The following is a 17,904-nucleotide window of genomic DNA, read 5'->3' as shown; positions in this document are numbered from 1 at the left end:
CCAGGCGGGGCGCGCACCTCCTGCGCTCGCCGGCGCTCGCTCCGGAGGCGCCCACCCCTTGGAAGGAGGGCTCCGCCCCCCTTCACCCCCCGCTGGGGGGGGCGCCCCCCACCCCCCCCCCCACGGCCCTCAGGCCAGCTCGGTCCGCCTGCCTCAGTCCACCAGGACGTGGGTGGCGCGGAGGGAGAGGCGGGTGCCCAGCAGGTCGATGGCCTCGGTCAGGGTGGGGGCCGCGGCCTGGGCGCGGAGCTTGCGGCCGTCGAACTCGACGACGGCCTGCGCCAAGGCCGGGCGGGGCAGGGTGGCATCGGCCACGACGCTCAGGGTGAGGCGGGCCGAGGTCACGCCTCCCCGGCGACCGGCGTGGGCGCCGCCTCGAGCGCCGCCGAGGGCGCCGAGCAGGGCGCGCTCGGCGGCGGCCCGCTCGGTCTCGGTGACGGGACCGGAGGTCAGGAATTGGACGTCCGGCCGTTCATGAATGATCGATTGCATGGTTCCCCCAGCTCAACGGATTGTTCACCGAATGGTCGCCGTACGGGTCCGCGCGGAGGCCGCGGGGCCGTACGGCGTCCTCCGTATATAAAGACTTCATCACCGTTCCGGACGTTTGCAGGAACGGGCGAGAGCTTCGTCACCCGTCACTCTGAGTGCCCCGAACACCGTTGTACGGCGAACTACCTGCACGGTCACGTCCGCCCCCGTACACTGCCGGAGTAGCCCGCGTCCCAGGTGACCAGGCGTGACCGGCCGCCTTTACCATGACCACCCGCCCATGCCGAGAGCGGAGATTTCACACTTCCCAAATATGGGCTCTGATCCTCTAGCATGATGCAGTGCCGTTCCGCCCTGTGAACGGTTTCGTCGACTGGCTGGTGACCCCTTGCCCCAGGATTCCGCTGCACAGAAGCCAACGGCCGAGAGCGGATCGGCCGGTGGCCGGCTCATCGACTACCCGCACCGTGGCGGGCCGACCGTTCTGCGCATCCTGCTCGGAGCGCACCTGCGCCGGCTCCGCGAGGCGCGCGGGATGTCCACCGAGCAGGCCGGGTACGAGATCCGCGGCTCGCATTCCAAGATCAGCCGGATGGAGCTCGGCCGGGTCGGGTTCAAGGAGCGCGACGTCTCCGACCTGCTGACGCTCTACGGCGTGGACGACCCCGAAGAGCGCGACTCGCTGCTGCAGCTGGCCAAGGAGGCCAACACCCCCGGCTGGTGGCACCGCTACGGCGACGTGCTGCCGGGCTGGTTCGAGACCTACCTCGGGCTGGAGGGCGCCGCGTCGCTGCTGCGTACCTACGAGGTGCAGTTCATCCCCGGCCTGATGCAGACCGAGGACTACGCGCGGGCGGTGGTGCGCCTGGGGTACGGCGACGCCTCCGACGAGGAGATGCAGCGCCGGGTGGGGCTGCGGATGACGCGCCAGGAGCGGTTCACCGAGCCCGGCATCGCCCCCACACTGTGGGCGGTCCTGGACGAGGCGGTGCTGCGCCGGCCGCTGGGCGGCCGCGCGGTGATGCGGGAGCAGATCCACCATCTGATCGAGATGACCGCGCTGCCCAACGTCACGCTGCAGATCGTGCCGTTCGGTGCCCTCGACCACGCCGCCGCCGGCGGCCCGTTCACGATCCTGCGGTTCGCCGAGCCCGGTCTGTCGGACGTGGTCTTCCTGGAGCAGCTCACCAGCGCGCTCTATCTGGACAAGCCCACCGATGTCGACACTTATATGCGGGCCATGAACAACCTGTGCATCGCCGCCACCCGGCCCGATGACACGGTGAACTTCCTGCACAGGATGCTGGACCAGCTCTAGAAGCGGGCCGGATCGGCTCCAGGGACGGCACGGCCGCCTTGACAGCCGCATCCGGCCACGCCGTTTCGGCGTGTCAGAGTCGGTCACGCTCGGTGTCCGTACGGTCGCCGTGGCCCCACGCCTGGACCACGGCGCCCGGTACGAATCAGACCAATCTGGTGTAGATCAGGTCAGTGGGGCGAGCTCCCGCCATTCGGGCAGCGGAATCTCGTTGCGGCCCGTGATCACCTGGATCGCCAGATGGTCGGCGCCGGCGTCGAACTGCTCGGCCAGGCGGCGCCCGATGGCGTCCACGTCGCCCCACGCGAACATCGCGTCGATGAGGCGGTCGCTCCCGCCGCCGGTCAGGTCGTCGTCGCCGAAGCCCAGCCGGCGCAGGTTCTCCGTGTAGTTGGGCAGCCGCAGGTACATGTCCAGATGCCCGCGCGCCAGCGTGCGGGCACGGTCGGCGTCGCCGATCACGACCTTGACCTCGGGGGCCAGCAGCGGACCCGCGCCGAGGACCTCGCGGGCGCGGCGGGTGTGCTCGGGCGTGATGAGGTACGGGTGGGCGCCCGCGGCGCGGTCACGCGACGCCGCCAGCATCTTCGGCCCCAGCGCGGCCAGGACGCGGCGTTCCGGCGGGGAGCCGGCCGCGTCCAGGCGGTCCAGGTAGTCGATCATCGCGCTGTACGGGCGGGCGTAGCGCTCGCCGACCAGCGCCCCGTGGCTGGCGCCGAGCCCCAGCACGAACCTGCCCGGATACTCCTTGGCCAGCGCGGCCTCCTGCTCGGCCACCGTCTCGGGCTCGTAGTCCCAGATGCTGAGGATGCCCGTGGCCACGACCAGCCGCGACGTCGCCGCCAGCAGCCGCTGCGCGTGCCGTGTGCCGGGATTGCCGCCCAGCCACGCGGCGCCGTACCCGAGCTCCTCCAGCTCCGCCGCCGCCTCCTGGTTGCGCGCCGGGTCCCCCGAACGCAGCTCGCTGCTCCACACTCCCAGCCGGCCGATCTCCATGCCCTGCCCTCATCTCTCCTGGTCGAGTACGCGTCTCTTCTGGTGGAGTACGCATCTGTCTTGTTTGGAGTACGCGTCCGTCCCGGTCGCGAACGCGTCCCTGCTGACCGAGTACGCGTCCCTCCCAGCCGAGAACACGTCCCTGTTGATCGAGTACGCGTGCCCCATGATCGAGTACGCGTCCCCGGGACAACTCCCGTGTCCCTACCCACCATTCCCAAGGACGCGCTCGTCGCGGCTGCGGCTCGTACCGCGGAACTCGGCGATGACGGCGCCGTCGGAGACCCGCCGCACGGTCACGTCGTACACGCCGCCGCGCCCGAAGCGGGTGCGCTCGGTGGCCACGGCCTCCAGGAGGTCCCCGTCGTACGCGGGCGCCGTGAAGACGATGTCCGCGGCCGCCGCGACCGTGACGCGGTCATGGGTGTTGCACGCGTACGCGAACGCCGAGTCGGCCAGCAGGAACAGGTAGCCGCCGTGGGCGAGCCCGTGGCCGTTCACCATCGCGCCGGTGACCGCCATCCGGACCCGGGCCTCGCCGGGCGCGATTCCGGCGACCTCCATGCCGAGATCACCGGCGACCCGGTCGCGTCCGTACATCGTCTCGGCGCACCGCCGCGCCACCTCGTCCGCCGCGCTCATCGCACCAGCGTATTGATCGCTGCGGATGGGGGAAGATCCTTCGGGTGCCCGTAGTTGATCAGCACAGTGGTCGGTCAGCACCGTGGTAGATCAGCACAGTGTCGATCAGCACCGTGGTCGATCGGGACACCGGAACACGAACACGAACGCGAGGAGAGCCGAATGCTGTTCGGGCAGGAACACGTCAAGCGTTACCAGGAGACCGACGGAGCCGAAGGACACGACTGGCAGGGGACCGTGACGCTGCTGCTCACGACCAAGGGGCACCGCACCGGCAACCCGTACACCACCCCGCTCATCTACCAGCGCAACGGAGGCGACCACATCGTCGTCGCGTCCAAGGGCGGGGACGACGACGACCCGGTCTGGTACAAGAACCTCCAGGCGAACCCCAAGGTCGAGGTGCAGGTGCTGGGCGACAAGTTCACCGCGCGGGCCCGCACGGCGACGCCCGAGGAGAAGCCGGCGCTCTGGAAGAAGATGGCCGCGACCTGGCCCTCGTACGACGAGTACCAGACCAAGACCGACCGCGAGATCCCGGTCGTGGTGCTCGAACGCGTCTGAACGTCCCGGGCCGGACGGCCCGCCCGGTCGGCATCGGACGGCTCGCCCGGCGGTGCCCGTCGGCCCGTTCCCTTTCACGGGACGGGCCCGGGCGTGTAGCGTCGGCGTGAACATGCGTTCGACCGTTCGAGCCCACCGAGGTGCTGAGGTGCCGACGTCACCGCAACCGCCGGCACGGATCCCGATGCCACCGGGCACCGGCGACGATGATCCGCCGCCGCGGCTGCTGAAGCGCTGGGGCATCGCGGATCCGGCGCCGCCCGTTCCGATCGCGCCCGGCCGCTGGCGGGTCGACACCGCGTCCGGGTCGTACTTCCTCAAGGAGCACTTCCTCAAAGAGCACGGTCCCAAGGAGCACGCCCCAAAGGCGAACGGGCTCAAGGAGCACAGCCTCAAGGAACACCGTCCTAAAGAACACCGTCCTAAGGAACACGGCGCGGACGTCCGGCGCGACCTGCGGTTCCGGCACACGGTCACGGCCGCTCTCGATGCGGCGGGGCTGCCCGTGCTGGCGCCCGTTCCGGCGGTACGCGGCGGCCGCACGCTGGTCACGGCGGGCGGGCGCGGGTACGCGCTGTACCCGTGGGCGACCGGGCGGCGGCGCGGCGGGCTGGAGCTGACGTTCGGCCAGTGCGAACGGCTCGGCGGGCTGCTGGGCGAACTGCACGCGGCGATGGACCGGCTGACCGCGCCGGTGCAGCAGAGCCTGCTGGTGCCGACGCCCCGCGCCGCCGACGCGGTGGCCGCGCTCGACGGCATGCTCGCCGCGCTGCCCGCCGGCGGCAACGACTTCGCCGCGCTCACTGAGCGGCGGCTGCTCGAACGGCGCGCGCTGCTCACCGGGATGGCCGATCACCAGCCGCCGGAGACCGAGGTGAGCACGGTCGGCCATCTGCACGGCGCGTTCCACGCGGGCCATCTGCGGTACGGCGGCGCGGGCAACGTCACGGCGGTGCTGGGCTGGGACGCGATGACGACCGGGCCGGTCGCCGGTGAGCTGGTACGGGCCGCGGCGGCGCTGTTCGCGTTCGAGGACGAGCGCGGCCTGGATCTGGACCGGGTGCGGTCCTTCGTCCGGGGGCACCGTGCGGCGTTCCCGCTCGACGCGGGGCAGATCCAGTCGGCGGTGCATCGCGCGTGGTGGGAGCGGCTGTGCGACGTCGGCCCGCTGCGCCACCGCTACATCGCCGGCACGCGCGCCGGCGAAGGCACGGGCGCAGACCCGGGCCCGGCCGATGGCGCGGGCGATGGCGCGGGCGCGGCGGCGCTGGTCGGCTGGTGGTCGGAGCATCTGGACGGCACGCTCGAACTGTTCGCCGCGCCGTACGGTGAATCATCCGACGAGACGTCCGGCGACAGCGCCTACGGCTGACCGCCCGGGCGTCCCCGTACGACCACGAAGGCAGGAAGGCCGATCATGACCGCTGTCGCGCTGCTCGGAACCGGGATCATGGGAGCGCCCATGGCCCGCAATCTGCTCCGGCACGGGCTGGAGGTACGGGTCTGGAACCGGACCCGCTCCCGGGCCGAGCCGCTCGCCGCCGACGGGGCCGTGGTGGCGGGCTCCCCCGCCGAGGCGGCCGCCGGTGCGGATGTGGTGATCACGATGCTGACCGACGGCGACGCCGTCCTGGCCGCGATGCGCGACGCGGTGCCCGGGCTGCGGCCGGGCCAGATCTGGGCGCAGATGAGCACGGTCGGGGTGGCCGCGCTGGGTCCGCTATCCGCGCTGGCCGCCGAGCACGGGATCACGTTCGTGGACGCGCCCGTCCAGGGCACCAAGCAGCCGGCGGAGAAGGGCAGGCTGGTGATCCTGGCGGCGGGGCCCCAGGAGTCGCGCGGGCCGCTCGAGCCGGTGTTCGGCGCGGTCGGGGCGAAGACGCTGTGGGTCGGCGACGACGGCGCGCAGGGCAACGGCACCCGGCTGAAGGTGACCACGGTCGGGTACGCGATCACGCTGACGTCGATCGTCGCCGAGGCGCTGGCGCTGGTGGAGGGGCTCGGACTCGATCCGGCGCTGTTCGGCGAGGTGGTCTCCGGCGGCCCGCTGGACAACGCGTACGTGCAGGCCAAGATGCAGGCCATCCTGACCGGCGACTACGAGCCCAGCTTCGCGCTGCGCAACGCGGAGAAGGACACCCGGCTGATCGGCGAGGCGGCGCGCTCGGCCGGGATCCGGGTCGACATGGCCGACGCGGCGGGCGAGCGCTTCCGCCGGGCGATCGATCAGGGGCACGGCGACGAGGACATGGCCGCCACCTACTTCGCCGGTTTCACGGCTCCGCCGGCGTAGGGGTGTCGGTGACGGTGGGCAGGTGGGTGAAGGAGCCGGCGAGGAGCTGGAAGTCCTCCGGTCCCCCGCCGCTCCCCCGCAGTTCGAGGACGGCGCCGTTCGGTACGGCGCAGACCTGGAGGAAGCGACGGAACGCCCGCATCGCGGCGGCGTCCGGGTCGGTGCTCCCCGTCGCGAGCGACCAGATCAGCACCCGCATGAACATGCCGTGGGTGAAGACGGCCGTGAGTCCCTCCGGCCGCCGCGCGAGACGGCCGAGGAGGTCGCGCGTGCGGGCGACCACGTCCTTGAACGACTCGCCGCCGGTGCTGGCGTACGCGGGATCGCAGCGTTCCCAGTAGGCCATGGCATGCGGGGCGCGCTGCGCGTTCGTGGTGCCGAGCCCGTGCAGGTGGCCCAGGAAGGTGAACTCCTCGACCGGCCACTCCTCGTACGGCACGTCCGGGTACCGCTCCCTCGTGGGCCGCGCGGTCTCGCGGGCGCGCACGAACGTCGAGCTCACGATCAGCGCGGGCGGCCCGGTGAACGCGGCGGCGGCCCGTTCCGCCTGGGCGCGGCCGAGCGGGGTGAGCGGGGCCGCGCCAGGGCCGGCGGTGGGCAGCCCCGCGTTCGACTCGCTCTCCCCGTGCCGGATCAGCCATGCCCGCGCGCCCGCCGTATCGATCATGAAGACAGGCTGGCACGCCCACGCACCGGTACGGAAGTCAGGGCCGGCCCCCGACGCGCCGGTTTGGAAGTCACGGCCGGTCCCGGAGTGAAGATCGTTATGGTGGGGGTTCCGGCGGGGTGTCCCTCCGCCGCGATCCGCGCGGCTGAGCGCGGTGTCCCTGGAGCAGGGAGAGCGAGCCGATGGCCCGTACGACCGCCGGACCACCTGCCGGCGACTACTGGAACCACAACACCCACTATCACGGCCTGGTGCTGCGGGCCGTACCGCGCGGGTGCCGCGACGCCCTGGACGTGGGGTGCGGTGACGGGCTGCTCGTACGGCGGCTCGCCGGCCGGGCCGCGCACGTCACCGGGCTCGACGTGTCCGCCGAGATGGTCGCCACGGCGCGCGAGAAGAGCGCGGGCCTGGACAATGTCGACTTCGTCCAGGCGGATCTGCTCGCCTTCGACGTCCCGGGTGAGGGCTACGACTTCGTGTGCAGCGTCGCGGCGATTCACCACATGGATTTCACCGCCGCCCTCACCGCCATGCGCGACGCGCTGCGGCCGGGCGGCGGCCTGGTCGTCATCAGCCTGGCCCGCAACGCCACATTGCGGGAATGGCTCGTGAGCGCGTCCGGTGTGCCGGCGCACCGGTTCCACCATCTCCGCAACCGCCGGCGGGCGGGCGATCCGGGCGCGCCGATCGTCGACCCCGAAATGACGTGGAGCCAGGTACGGGAAGAGGCGCTGCGTGTTCTGCCCGGGGCACGTTACGAGCGGCTGGCCCTCTGGCGGTACGCCATCACCTGGCGCAAACCCGCCCACTGAACCGGCAGTCGAACCGCCCGAGTTGAACGGCCCACTGAACCGCGCACTGAACCGGCAGTTGAACGCCCCACTGAACCGCCCGAGTTGAACGGCCCGCTGGACCGCTCGCCGAACCGGCGGCTTCACCCCGCCGGAAAGTCCGGCGGAAACCTCAGGTGTGGGCGGCGTGAGTGGGCTTGTAGACGCTCTCCACGAACTCGGCGAGCTTGTCGTCGGACAGATGCTGAGCCAGATCGGCCTCACTGATCATGCCCACGAGTTCCTCGCCGTCGAGTACCGGAACGCGGCGGATCTGGTGCCGTGCCATCGTCCGTACCACCGCGTCGCCGTCATCGGAGGCGGTCACGCAGTGCAGATCCTCGTCGGCGAAGGCGCCCGCCTTCACCTGCGCCGGATCGCGCCCCTCGGCACAGCAGCGGACGACGATGTCCCGGTCGGTGATGATGCCGTGCAGTTTGCCGTCCTCGCCGCAGATCGGCAGCGATCCGACGTCCAGATCGCGCATTCGGCGGGACGCGTCCAGCAGCGTCTCGTCCGCTCCGATGCACTCGGCCCCCGGGTGCATGATGTCGCGTGCGGTGGTCATGAGTTCCCCCTTCGATGCCGTGGCACAGTTCCACGATTCCCTACACGGGCCGCAAGTCGGGCAAAACCGGCGCCATGGAACGGCTCCCCGCGGCAAAGCCTGCCCGCATATCCGTCCCCCCTCCGTTCCCGCACGCGACACGCGAAACTGGAAATTACTGGAACTGTCTGGAAGCTGCGCTACTCTCACCCGCATGCCCCCGTCCCAAGGCGTTCCGAGCCCCGAAGCACTGGAGGCGCGCATCGCGGAATTGCGCACCGGTGTGCGGCGCGCGATGGCACGGAACGACCGGCAGGCCGCCCGGACGCTGCGCGCGGAGCTGCGCCGGGCCGAGGACGCCTGGGACGACGCGGTGCTCGGCGAGGGCGGCGCGGGCCCGGCCGAGGCCCCCGAGCGCGGCCTGGTCCCGGTCCGCGACCAGGTGCACCAGGCGCTGACGCTGCTCGGCGTCCCGGCCGCGCCCAAGCTGATCGGCTCTGTGTACGCGGCGTTCTTCCCCGGCGAGATCGCCGGGACCCGGCTCACCAGCCTGCGGCGTGACGAGGAGCGCTCGTTCCGTACCGCGCCCTATGCCCGGCCCTACTACCTGTGCGCCGCGCTCACCGCCGACCTGCTCGCGCCCGCACGCGGCCTGATCACGGTGAGCACCTGGCCGCTGGAGCAGCGGATCGTCGGCCCGCTGAGCGCGCGCACCGACTTCCTGCACGCCGCGCTGCGGATCGCCGAGCACGCCCGGCGCGGCAACGGCGTGGTCGCCCCGGCCGTCCAGCGGCTGCTGTGGCGGTTCGCCTCCAACATCCCCGGCACGCCCGCGGGCTCGGTCGGCACCGTCGACCCGAACGCGCTGGCCGAGGCCGCCGAGGCCGAACTGGAGGTGCACCGCAGCGCCGACGGGCGGCAGCGGCGGCAGGCCGCCGACCGCGCCCGCACGCAGCTCGACGACGCCGACCGGCTCTTCGGCTCGCGGCTGCGGGCCATGCGGGTGGCGGCGTCGGGCACCGACGGCCCCGCACCGGTACCGCCGGCGGGCCCGCCCGCGCCGACGCCGCTGCGGCCCCGCCGCAACGCGGCGCCGAAGGGATCCCGCAAACCCCGCAGGGCCGACGCGCCGGCTTCCCCGGCGTCGCGGCCGCACCGCACCACCCATGAGGACGACCGATGACCGAAACCGCTCTGGACCTGGACCTCGACCGGCTGCGCGGCGGCACGCCGCCCCGCAACCACGACGCGCGCACCATCGCCGCGCTCACCGCCAACCCCGGTTGCGCGCGGCGCGGGGTGATGGACGCCGCCGGGGTCGACAAGGACTTCCTGGCCCGCGAGCTCGGCTTCCCCGCGCCGTTCGGCCAGTCCCAGTTCGCGATCACGCGCGGCAACGCGTTCGAGGCCCAGGTGAAGGCGGACGGCTGCGCCGAGCTGCTCACTCTCCTGCGCGAGACGCTCGGCCTGGACGTCCCCGAGGTCGCCTACGACGATCTCGAGGTGGTGGCCGGCAACGAGGGCCGCGAGCTGCGGCACACCCGGACGCGGCTGCTGCTGGCCCGGGCGCTGGAGTCCGGCGAGGGCACGCTGTTCGACCATCCGCTGCTGCGGCTGGAGATCGCGGGCCGGATCGCCTACCTGGAGCCGGACGTGATCGCGTTCCAGTACGCGGGCCGGCTGCACGTCATCGAGATCAAGTCGTTCGCGGTGGTGGACGGGCAGGCCGAGCCCGAGCAGGTGGCCGCCGCCGCGCGGCAGTCCGCGGTGTACGTGCTGGCCCTGCGCGATCTGGTGGAGGAGCTCGGACACTCGCGCGAGCTGGTCTCGCACGAGGTGTTCCTGGTCTGCCCGGAGAACTTCTCCAACCGCCCGTCGGCGACGCCCGTGGACGTCCGGCCGCAGCTGGCGGTGCTGCGGCGGCAGCTGGCCCGGCTCACCCGGATCGACCGGATCCTGGGCGAGCTGCCCGACGACCTCACGTTCGCGCCGGGCGAGGCCCTGCCGGGCGCCGTCCGGGCGGTCGAGGCCCGGTACGCGCCGGAGTGCATGGCCAGCTGCGAGATGGCGTTCTTCTGCCGCGACGAGGCACGGGCCTGCGGCGCCACCGGCACGCTCGGCCGCTCGGTCCGCGACGATCTCGGCGGGGTCGACTCGATCCCGACCGCGCTGGCGCTGGCCGACGGGACGCTGGAGCCGTCCGACGACCTTGCCGAGACCGCCGCCCAGCTGCGTGCCGCCGACCGGCTGCGCCGCGAAGTCCTGGGCGGCGCAGCATGAGCCGTGTGAGCCGTTTGAGCTGTGTGAGCCCGACGATCCGCCGCACGAGCCCCATGAGCCCCATGAGCCCCATGAGCCCTGCGAGCCCTGTGAGCATGTGCCCGAGGCCTATGGCCGGCACGAGGCCCATGAGCCGTCCGAGCCCGATGAGCACGACCGGCGCGACTCGACGTCCCCGTACCCGTACCCCGACCCCGGAGGTCACCGCGACGTGAGCGTGCTCACCTCGCTCGCCCAGCTGGAGGCGACCGCCACCGGCCGCGCCCAGCCGCTGGCGACGGTCCGGCACCTGCACGTGTCCGACGCGCCGCTGGTCGTCATCCCGCTCAAGCTGGCGGGCGAGGCCGCCGCGCCGCTGGCGGTGATGCTGGGCACGGATCCGGCCGATCCGACGCTGCTGATCGTCCCGCAGCCGCGCAACCGCGACCTGCGGTTCGCGTTCGCCGCCGACCTGGCCAAGCTCGTGCTCAACCATGTCGAGACGAGCCGGGGCGCGGTGGAGGAGCTGCCACCCGGCAAGGAGGGCGAGGATCGGATCCGGTACGGGGACGCCCCGCAGCTGATGGTGCCCAACCGGGGCGGCGTCGGGTTCCTGCGGCTGCTCGGCCGCTCGACCCGGTTCCGCCGGACCGATGGCCCGTACGCGGTGGAGGCCGCGGTGCCGGTGCTAGGCCGCTGGCTGACCTGGTACGCCGACCGCAACGACCATCCGGGCTCGTCGATGCTGCTGGCGATGACCGAGGCGCTGCGCATGCACTGGGCCACCGGGCAGAGCTCGCTGGAGGACGGCAACCTGGCCGCGCTGATGGGCTGGATCGACCCGCCCGCGGGGCTGGACGGCCCGGCCGCCGCCGCGCGCGCCGAGGATCCGCTGACCGCTCCCCCGGCCGGCCCCGCGACCGATCCGACGTTCGACAACGAGGTGCTGGCCCCCGCGATCGCCGGGTACGACCACGCGCGCCGCGATCCGCGCGCCGAGGAACGGATCCGCCGCGCGCTGTCGGAGCAGCTCCTGCCGAACTGGGAGCTGATGTGGCGGGCCGTGGAGGTGCTGCGGGCCCTGCCGCCAGGCGCGAGCGTGCCCGCGCGCTGGGAACGCGACCGCGACTCGTTCACCTACTACCACCAGACGTTCGGCGAGGCGTACCCGCAGGCCCGCCGCGACCCTCCGGTACGCGCCGCTCGGCGGCTGCACGATCTGGAACGCGCCCAGGACGCCTACGACGCCCAGCGCGCCTTCGACGACCCGCTGGTGATGGCCGAGCACCGCCTGGCCGGCCAGGCGTTCGGCGGGACGGTCGTCGACAGCGACCCCACCCGGCTGGACGAGACGGGCAAGCGCCCCAAGCTGCGCCCGCACCTGCGGGTCCGTACCGAGGACCCGGTCCGGCTCGACCTCGGCACCACGGTGTGCAGCGCTGACCGCCCCGCGCTCAAGGGCAAGGTCGTCGAGGTCGACCGGCGGACCGCCAGCGTGCTGCTGGAGCTGACCGGCGGGATGGGACGCAAGCTCGTCCCCGAGGCCGGCGTCGTCCCCGAGATCGGGACGCGGGTGGTGTTCACCTCGCACACCGCCGACTCCTGGGGCGCGGCCAAGTTCCCCGACCGGGAGGAGACGCCGTGGACGCACGGCGGCCCGCCCGAGGAGTACGTTCCCAGCAACGAGGACGCGGCGGAGGAGTGGTCATGACCATCGACCCCTCGGTGGCGGCGACCAAGGTCGTCGAGCAGGTGCTGGCCGATCTGGACGGCGGCCACCGCGGCGTGGTGGTCGACTCCCCGCCCGGCGCCGGCAAGTCCACCCTCGTCGTCAAGGCCGCCGCGCACCTGGCCGCGGCCGGCGAGCGGCTGATGATCGTCGCGCAGACCAACGAGCAGGTCGACGACCTCATCGACCGGATCGCCGGCAAGCACCCGGACGTGACGCTGGGCCGCCTGTCCGCCTCCACGTACACGATCTCCGACCGCGTGCTGGCCCATCCGGCGGTCAAGGTCGCGACCAAGGCCGACCAGCTCGCCGAGCACATGGTCGTCATCGCCACCGGCGCCAAGTGGGCCACGCTCACGGACGGCACGTGGCCCTGGGCGATCGTGGACGAGGCGTACCAGATGCGCTCGGACATGCTGCTGCGCATCGCGGGACGGTTCGAGCGCGCGCTGTTCGTGGGCGATCCCGGCCAGCTCGACCCGTTCTCCACCGTCGAGGTCGAACGCTGGGCCGGCCTGTCCTGGGACCCGATGCGCAGCGCCGTCTCCGTGCTGCTCGCGCACAACCCCGACCTCCCCCTGCACCGGCTGCCGGTCTCCTGGCGGCTGCCCGCCTCGGCCGCGCCGGTGGTGTCGGACGCCTTCTACCCGTTCACCGGCTTCCGCTCCGGCACCGGCCCGGGCGACCGCCGCCTGGAGTACGGGGCGCGCGGCATGGGCACCAGCTACGACCGGGCCCTCGACGAGGCCGCGGCGTCCGGCTGGGCCCTGTACGAGCTGCCCGCCCGGCACACGATCCGTACCGACGCCGAGGCCGTCCAGGCGACCGCCGCGCTCGCCGTACGGCTGCTGCAGCGCGGCCCCGTCGCCCACTCGGAGCACGGCTCCCACCCGGTCGGCGCGGACCGCATCGCGATCGGCGCCGCGCACCGCGACCAGGTCACCGCGATCCGCGCGGCGCTGGGCCCGCACGGGCAGGACATCACCGTCGACACCGCCAACCGCCTCCAGGGCCGCGAGTACGACGTCACGGTCGTCCTGCACCCCCTGTCGGGACGGCGCGACGCCACCGCGTTCCATCTGGAGTCAGGGCGTCTCTGCGTGCTGACGTCCCGGCACCGCCACGCCTGCGTCGTCGTGGCACGCGCCGGAATCCCCGAGCTCCTGGACGCCCATCCCTCGACCGAGCCGGTCCACCTGGGCGTCCCGGTCAAGTTCCCCGACGGCTGGGAGGCCAACCAGTCCGTACTGGCCCACCTGGGCGAGCATCGCGTACGAGCGCACGATTAACTCCACGACCGAGCTGAGCCCTGTTTCACAGTCCCTACCCAAGGTGAGACAGGTCCTGGCTCAAATGCCCGCTGTCCAGCGGCCGTTGCGCCGCGCGATCGCGATGGGGTGGTCGAAGCATTCGCTGATCAGCTCGGTGGTGAGGACCTCGTCGGCCGGGCCGGCGGCGAGGACGGCGCCGTCGCGCAGCAGGAGGGCGTGGCTGGTGCTGCTGGGCAGCTCTTCCAGGTGATGGGTGACCAGCACGGTGGTCAGATCCGGCTTACGTTCGCGGATCTCGTCGAGCGCGGACAGCAGGCGCTCGCGGGCGGCGACGTCCAGGCCGGTGGCGGGCTCGTCGAGCAGCAGCAGGGGCGGGTCCGGCATCAGGGCGCGGGCGATCAGCGCGCGGCCCCGTTCACCCTGCGAGAGGTGCGGCCAGCGGGCTTCGGCCCGCCGGGTGAGCCCCATCAGCTCGATCAACTCGCCGGCGCGGCGCAGCTGATCATCGGACGGGGTCCAGCGCGGCACCAGCTCGATCGTGCCGGTCGCGCCGGTGAGGACGATCTCCCGTACGGTACGCGCCGACTCCAGCGGGTGGCGCGGGTTGACCTGGCCGATCATCGTGCGCAGCGTGTGGACGTCGACCCGGCCGAGCCGGTGCCCGAGGATCTCGGCGGAGCCCCGGGTGGGATGGGTGTACGCGCCGAGAATGCCCAGCAGCGTGCTCTTGCCCGCGCCGTTGGGACCGAGCAGGGCCCAGTGCTCACCGGTCAGGACGGTGAGTGTCACCCGGTCGAGGAGGGTACGGCCATCCCGGACGAGATCGAGCTTGTCGGCGTTCAGCACGACACCGTGCGGCGCCGGGAAGTCATGATCGGACACGGCCGCCAGGGTAACCGACGGCCTGGCCGATCCGGCGCGGGGGCGTGGGGGCGTCCCCCGACGGCGAAACCCCGGATACTGTGAGAGCCGGGACCTCAGAGCGACCAGGGAGGGACATGGAGGAGATCGGCTTCATGTGCGCCCGCTGCGGCGGCGAGGTCCATGATGTGACGCACAACCGCGAGGGATCCCTGGACGGCGTCGGCTACCGGCACAACCGGCGGGTCGAGCCCTGGGACCACGAGCTGGAACTCGCCGTCGGCACGGCCGCACCGCGGGCTCGCTCCTGCGACTTCTGCGACGTCGTCGGGCCGAGCTGGCTCTACCAACCGACGCTCGACCCCGAGGACACCGACATGTTCGAGGTGGAGCTCGACACCACCCGGCTGTCGGACGACGACACGGCGGTCGCCGTGCTCAACATGCTCTATCCCTGGTACGCCTGCGACACCTGCTCGGTCCTGGTCGCCGACCGCAACATCGAGCTGCTGATCGCCCGCGCATTGGACCGTACCCCCGTCCCGGACGACGGACCGGTGGACGAGGAGACCGTACGGGCGCGCCTCACCGGCTCACTGTCGGTCTTCTTCACCACCCGCCCCGGACGCCCCCAGCCGTCCCGCGCCGTCTGAACCCGATCCACCGGGCCCTCGTCCCGCCGTCCCTCGCCGCGTGGTTCCCTCGTCGCGCCGTTCGCGCGTCTCGTCTCTTCCTCGTCCAAGAGGGCGGGGCGGACGACGCTTCGTCGGACCCGCTCATTAGGATCGGTCCGGTTTCAGCAGGACGGGTGTTTCAGCAGGACGGGTGAAGGTCCGGGGGATGCAAGATGATCATTGAGAAGCGGTACCACGGCCCCGAGGGGTCGGGGAACGGGGGATACGTCGCCGGCCTGCTCGCGGGGCACGTGTCGTCCGACACGGTGACGGTCACGCTGCGGCGCCCGCCGCCGCTGGAGACGGAGCTGCGGGTCGGCAGCGACGACGACCGGGGCATCGGCGCCCGGCTGTGGGACGACGGCGAGCGGCTGGTCGCGGAGGCGCTCGCGGGCGCCATCGTGGTGCCGGCCGTGCCGCCGGTGTCCTACGAGGAGGCGCTGGAGGCGGCGGAGAAGTACCGGGTGGCCGAGCGGCATCCGTTCCCGGGGTGCTTCGTGTGCGGGCCCGCGCGGGAGCCGGGCGACGGGCTGCGGCTGGCGCCCGGGCCGGTGGCCGAGGGTACGGTCGCCGCGCCGTGGACGCCGGAGCGGGTGCCCGAGCCGGAGATCATGTGGGCCGTGCTGGACTGCCCGGGCGGGCTGGCGTTCGGCCAGGACGACCCGCCGCTGGTGCTCGGCACGATGACCGCGCAGGTCACGGAGGTTCCGGAGGCGGGCGAGCGGTGCGTGGTGATGGGCCTGGCGCGCAGCCGCGAGGGCCGCAAGCTGCACGCGGCGACGGCCGCGTACGGCGCGGACGGCCGGCTGCTCGGCCGGGCAGAGCAGATCTGGATCGAGGTCGACGCCGCCCACTTCGGAGCCTGACGCGGTGCCCTAGGGAGCCGACGATTCGGTCCCGGCCACGGGGGCGGCCGGAAGGATTGATCGGAAATTCTCGGCAGGTCATCCGATTCTGCCGGAAATCGTGCGTTTGTGTCGCATGACACGGATGGATCCGGCGCGGCGTCGTTCAATCTAGGTTTCGCGACCGAGGAGGTCGGACCTGGATGAACGGAAACGGATTCTGGCTCATCGTCGTGGCGGCGCTCGCGGCCTACATGGGTACCTCGTGGGAGCGCGCCCGGCGGGCCGGCAGTGACGCGCGGCTCACCCGGCAGCGGATGTCCCGGCTGCGGGCGACCGCGGGCCGGGAGCGGCTGCACGCACTGATGATCGCCGCCGCGGCGCTGGCGGTGATCATGCTGATCGGCAGCCTGGGCTGAACCGGGCCTGAACCGGGCCGGACCCGCGAGGCCCGCGGCGCGACGGCCGCGGCCCGCGGGCCCGTCCGTCAGCGGCCGGTGTACAGGGGGTCGTTCGGGTCGCCCACGCCGTTGAGCGGGCGGCCCGACGGCACCTGCGGGTGCCCCCCGGTCCCGCCGTTCGGGATCGGCGGGGCGGGCGGCTGGGGCGGCTGCCCGGGCTGGCCCGGCTGGCCGTGGGCCGGCCCCATCTGCGGTACGCCCGAGCTCGGGTAGCGCCCGCCCGGGGGGACGTTCGACGACAGCGTGTTGTGGGTGAACTGGTCGATCTGCCGGCGGGCGCGGTCGGCCTCGGCGCGCGCGGCGTCCCGCTCCTCGGCCAGCGCCGACAGCGCGGCCTGCTGCTCGGCCACCGACTGCGAGAGCTGGCGCAGCTGCACGCCCTGGTCGTTGACCTTGCTCTCCAGCTCGTCCCGTTCGGCGACGGCCTGCTGGGCGCGCGCGAGGGCGGCGTCGCGCTCCTTGACCGACTCCTCGGTACGGGCGTGCGCACGAACGGCCTCGGCCTCGGCCTCGGACTGGGCGCGCAGCGCGGTGGCCCGTTCCGCCTCGGCCTTGCTGGCGGCCTGCATCGCGCGCTGGCGCTGCGCTTCGGTGTCGCGCATCGCGTTGCGCAGGTCCTCGGCGCCCTGCTTGGCCACCGCGGCCTCGACCCGCTGGGACTCGACGGCGCCCTCGGCCTCGGCGGCCTTGCTGTGCTGCGTGACCAGCTCGGCCCGCGCGGTCTCCAGCGCGGCCAGCAGTTCGGTCTCGCGGGCGGCGATCCGGTCCCGCTCGCTCTCGGCGGCGAGCTTGGCCGAGACGGCCTGCTGGGCGATCTGGTGCGCCTCCTCCCAGGCCTGCTGGGCGGCGTCGCGCTTGGCGGTGGCGAGCTTGGCCTCCTCGCGGGCGCGGGCGGACTCCCGCTCGGCGGTCTCGGCGCGCTGCCGGGCGGACGCGGCCTCGTGCCAGGCGTCCTCGGCCTGCCGCTGGGAGGCGTCCCGCTCGTTCTGCGCGGTCGCCAGCTCGCGCGCGGCCTCGGCCTTGACCGCCGAGACGCGCCGCTCGACCCCGGCGACGCTCAGCTCGGAGGTGAGCGAGTCGGCGAGCAGGTCGGCGGACTTCTCCAGGCGCTCGACCATCTCCCAGGTGGCGGCGACCTGGCCGGTCAGCCCGGGCGCGTCACGGCCGCGCTCGCGGCGGTCGCGGGCCTCGCGGTTGCACGCGCCGTCGTTGTCCAGGCAGTAGCGGACGGCGCGTACGGCGCCCATGGGCTGCGGTACGGGGCGGCCGCAGTTCGCGCACGGCCAGACCGTGACGGGCTCGCCCATCCGAGCCACCGCGGTCTCGGGCCGCGGCTCCGGTACCGATGATGAGCCCGGCTCACCGGCGGCCGAGAACGGGGATCCGGGCCCGGACGCGGATCCGGGGCCGCCGGCGGGTGCGGCTGCCGGTGCGGGGCCAAGGCTGCCGGCGGAC

Annotated in this window: 19 protein-coding genes; 12 read left to right on the top strand and 7 right to left on the bottom strand. The window is 73.0% G+C overall.

The genetic code is table 11. From position 1 onward, the window contains the following. Positions 1-153 precede the first annotated feature (153 nt). Complete coding sequence (locus tag ACH34Q_RS43655; RefSeq protein WP_395989127.1) at positions 154-492, bottom strand: hypothetical protein; 339 nt, start codon at positions 490-492, stop codon at positions 154-156. Positions 493-880: 388 nt separating this feature from the next. Here ACH34Q_RS43655 and ACH34Q_RS43650 point away from each other — a divergent pair, with 388 nt between their 5' ends. Next, entirely contained in the window at positions 881-1,810 is a 930-nt protein-coding gene (locus tag ACH34Q_RS43650) for a helix-turn-helix domain-containing protein (protein ID WP_395989126.1), read from the top strand. Between the two features lie 165 nt (positions 1,811-1,975). Here ACH34Q_RS43650 and ACH34Q_RS43645 read toward each other — a convergent pair whose 3' ends face one another. Then, complete coding sequence (locus ACH34Q_RS43645) at positions 1,976-2,806, bottom strand: LLM class F420-dependent oxidoreductase (RefSeq protein WP_395989125.1); 831 nt, start codon at positions 2,804-2,806, stop codon at positions 1,976-1,978. A 204-nt stretch (positions 2,807-3,010) separates the two neighbouring features. Beyond that, positions 3,011-3,448 (bottom strand): hydroxyphenylacetyl-CoA thioesterase PaaI, encoded by a 438-nt coding sequence (paaI, locus tag ACH34Q_RS43640; RefSeq protein ID WP_395989124.1) that lies wholly within the window; start codon positions 3,446-3,448, stop codon positions 3,011-3,013. A 162-nt stretch (positions 3,449-3,610) separates the two neighbouring features. Between paaI and ACH34Q_RS43635 the strand changes: the two genes are divergently transcribed. The 3 genes from ACH34Q_RS43635 to ACH34Q_RS43625 all read left to right on the top strand — a co-directional run bounded on the left by ACH34Q_RS43635 (position 3,611) and on the right by ACH34Q_RS43625 (position 6,305). Next, a complete protein-coding gene (locus ACH34Q_RS43635; RefSeq protein WP_395989123.1) occupies positions 3,611-4,012 on the top strand; it encodes a nitroreductase family deazaflavin-dependent oxidoreductase in 402 nt (133 codons plus the stop codon). A 184-nt stretch (positions 4,013-4,196) separates the two neighbouring features. Continuing rightward, on the top strand, positions 4,197-5,384 hold the full coding sequence (locus ACH34Q_RS43630) for a phosphotransferase enzyme family protein (RefSeq protein ID WP_395989122.1): 1,188 nt from the start codon (positions 4,197-4,199) through the stop codon (positions 5,382-5,384). A gap of 45 nt (positions 5,385-5,429) precedes the next feature. Then, complete coding sequence (locus ACH34Q_RS43625; protein WP_395989121.1) at positions 5,430-6,305, top strand: NAD(P)-dependent oxidoreductase; 876 nt, start codon at positions 5,430-5,432, stop codon at positions 6,303-6,305. Here the strand turns inward: ACH34Q_RS43625 and ACH34Q_RS43620 are convergent. Further along, positions 6,286-6,972, bottom strand: coding sequence for a histidine phosphatase family protein (locus ACH34Q_RS43620; RefSeq protein WP_395989120.1), 687 nt, complete (start codon positions 6,970-6,972; stop codon positions 6,286-6,288). The genes ACH34Q_RS43625 and ACH34Q_RS43620 overlap by 20 nt on opposite strands. Positions 6,973-7,154: 182 nt before the next feature. Here ACH34Q_RS43620 and ACH34Q_RS43615 point away from each other — a divergent pair, with 182 nt between their 5' ends. Next, positions 7,155-7,784, top strand: a complete 630-nt coding sequence (locus ACH34Q_RS43615) for a class I SAM-dependent methyltransferase (RefSeq protein ID WP_395989119.1) — start codon at positions 7,155-7,157, stop codon at positions 7,782-7,784. A gap of 151 nt (positions 7,785-7,935) precedes the next feature. On the opposite strand, the gene ACH34Q_RS43610 is transcribed toward ACH34Q_RS43615, so the two are convergent. Further along, positions 7,936-8,370, bottom strand: a complete 435-nt coding sequence (locus tag ACH34Q_RS43610) for a CBS domain-containing protein (protein ID WP_395989118.1) — start codon at positions 8,368-8,370, stop codon at positions 7,936-7,938. A 193-nt stretch (positions 8,371-8,563) separates the two neighbouring features. On the opposite strand from ACH34Q_RS43610, the gene ACH34Q_RS43605 reads away from it, so the two are divergent. From ACH34Q_RS43605 to ACH34Q_RS43590, 4 genes are all read left to right on the top strand, one after another. Then, a complete protein-coding gene (locus ACH34Q_RS43605; protein ID WP_395989117.1) occupies positions 8,564-9,532 on the top strand; it encodes a hypothetical protein in 969 nt (322 codons plus the stop codon). Then, positions 9,529-10,629 carry a hypothetical protein gene (locus tag ACH34Q_RS43600; protein ID WP_395989116.1) on the top strand — a complete coding sequence of 367 codons (1,101 nt, stop codon included), beginning with the start codon at positions 9,529-9,531 and terminating at the stop codon, positions 10,627-10,629. Before ACH34Q_RS43605 ends, ACH34Q_RS43600 begins: the two co-directional genes overlap by 4 nt. Positions 10,630-10,726: 97 nt before the next feature. Continuing rightward, positions 10,727-12,319 (top strand): hypothetical protein, encoded by a 1,593-nt coding sequence (locus ACH34Q_RS43595; RefSeq protein ID WP_395989115.1) that lies wholly within the window; start codon positions 10,727-10,729, stop codon positions 12,317-12,319. After that, positions 12,316-13,626: an AAA domain-containing protein gene (locus tag ACH34Q_RS43590; RefSeq protein WP_395989114.1), complete on the top strand. Its 1,311-nt coding sequence runs from the start codon at positions 12,316-12,318 to the stop codon at positions 13,624-13,626. Before ACH34Q_RS43595 ends, ACH34Q_RS43590 begins: the two co-directional genes overlap by 4 nt. 60 nt (positions 13,627-13,686) lie before the next feature. On the opposite strand, the gene ACH34Q_RS43585 is transcribed toward ACH34Q_RS43590, so the two are convergent. Further along, positions 13,687-14,490 carry an ABC transporter ATP-binding protein gene (locus ACH34Q_RS43585; protein ID WP_395989113.1) on the bottom strand — a complete coding sequence of 268 codons (804 nt, stop codon included), beginning with the start codon at positions 14,488-14,490 and terminating at the stop codon, positions 13,687-13,689. Between the two features lie 116 nt (positions 14,491-14,606). Between ACH34Q_RS43585 and ACH34Q_RS43580 the strand changes: the two genes are divergently transcribed. The 3 genes from ACH34Q_RS43580 (at position 14,607) to ACH34Q_RS43570 (ending at position 16,407) form a co-directional block, all read left to right on the top strand. Continuing rightward, positions 14,607-15,122 carry a hypothetical protein gene (locus ACH34Q_RS43580; protein WP_395989112.1) on the top strand — a complete coding sequence of 172 codons (516 nt, stop codon included), beginning with the start codon at positions 14,607-14,609 and terminating at the stop codon, positions 15,120-15,122. Positions 15,123-15,316: 194 nt separating this feature from the next. After that, positions 15,317-16,009, top strand: coding sequence for a hypothetical protein (locus tag ACH34Q_RS43575; RefSeq protein ID WP_395989111.1), 693 nt, complete (start codon positions 15,317-15,319; stop codon positions 16,007-16,009). Between the two features lie 182 nt (positions 16,010-16,191). Continuing rightward, a complete protein-coding gene (locus tag ACH34Q_RS43570) occupies positions 16,192-16,407 on the top strand; it encodes a hypothetical protein (RefSeq protein ID WP_395989110.1) in 216 nt (71 codons plus the stop codon). Positions 16,408-16,475: 68 nt separating this feature from the next. Here ACH34Q_RS43570 and ACH34Q_RS43565 read toward each other — a convergent pair whose 3' ends face one another. Then, positions 16,476-17,756: a chromosome segregation ATPase gene (locus ACH34Q_RS43565; protein WP_395989109.1), complete on the bottom strand. Its 1,281-nt coding sequence runs from the start codon at positions 17,754-17,756 to the stop codon at positions 16,476-16,478. Positions 17,757-17,904 lie beyond the last annotated feature (148 nt).

The organism is Actinomadura sp. 9N407 (genome assembly GCF_044326315.1).
GTDB lineage: Bacteria > Actinomycetota > Actinomycetes > Streptosporangiales > Streptosporangiaceae > Spirillospora.
Note: the sequence above shows the minus strand (reverse complement) of the source record. Positions and strands in the feature narration are given on the sequence as shown.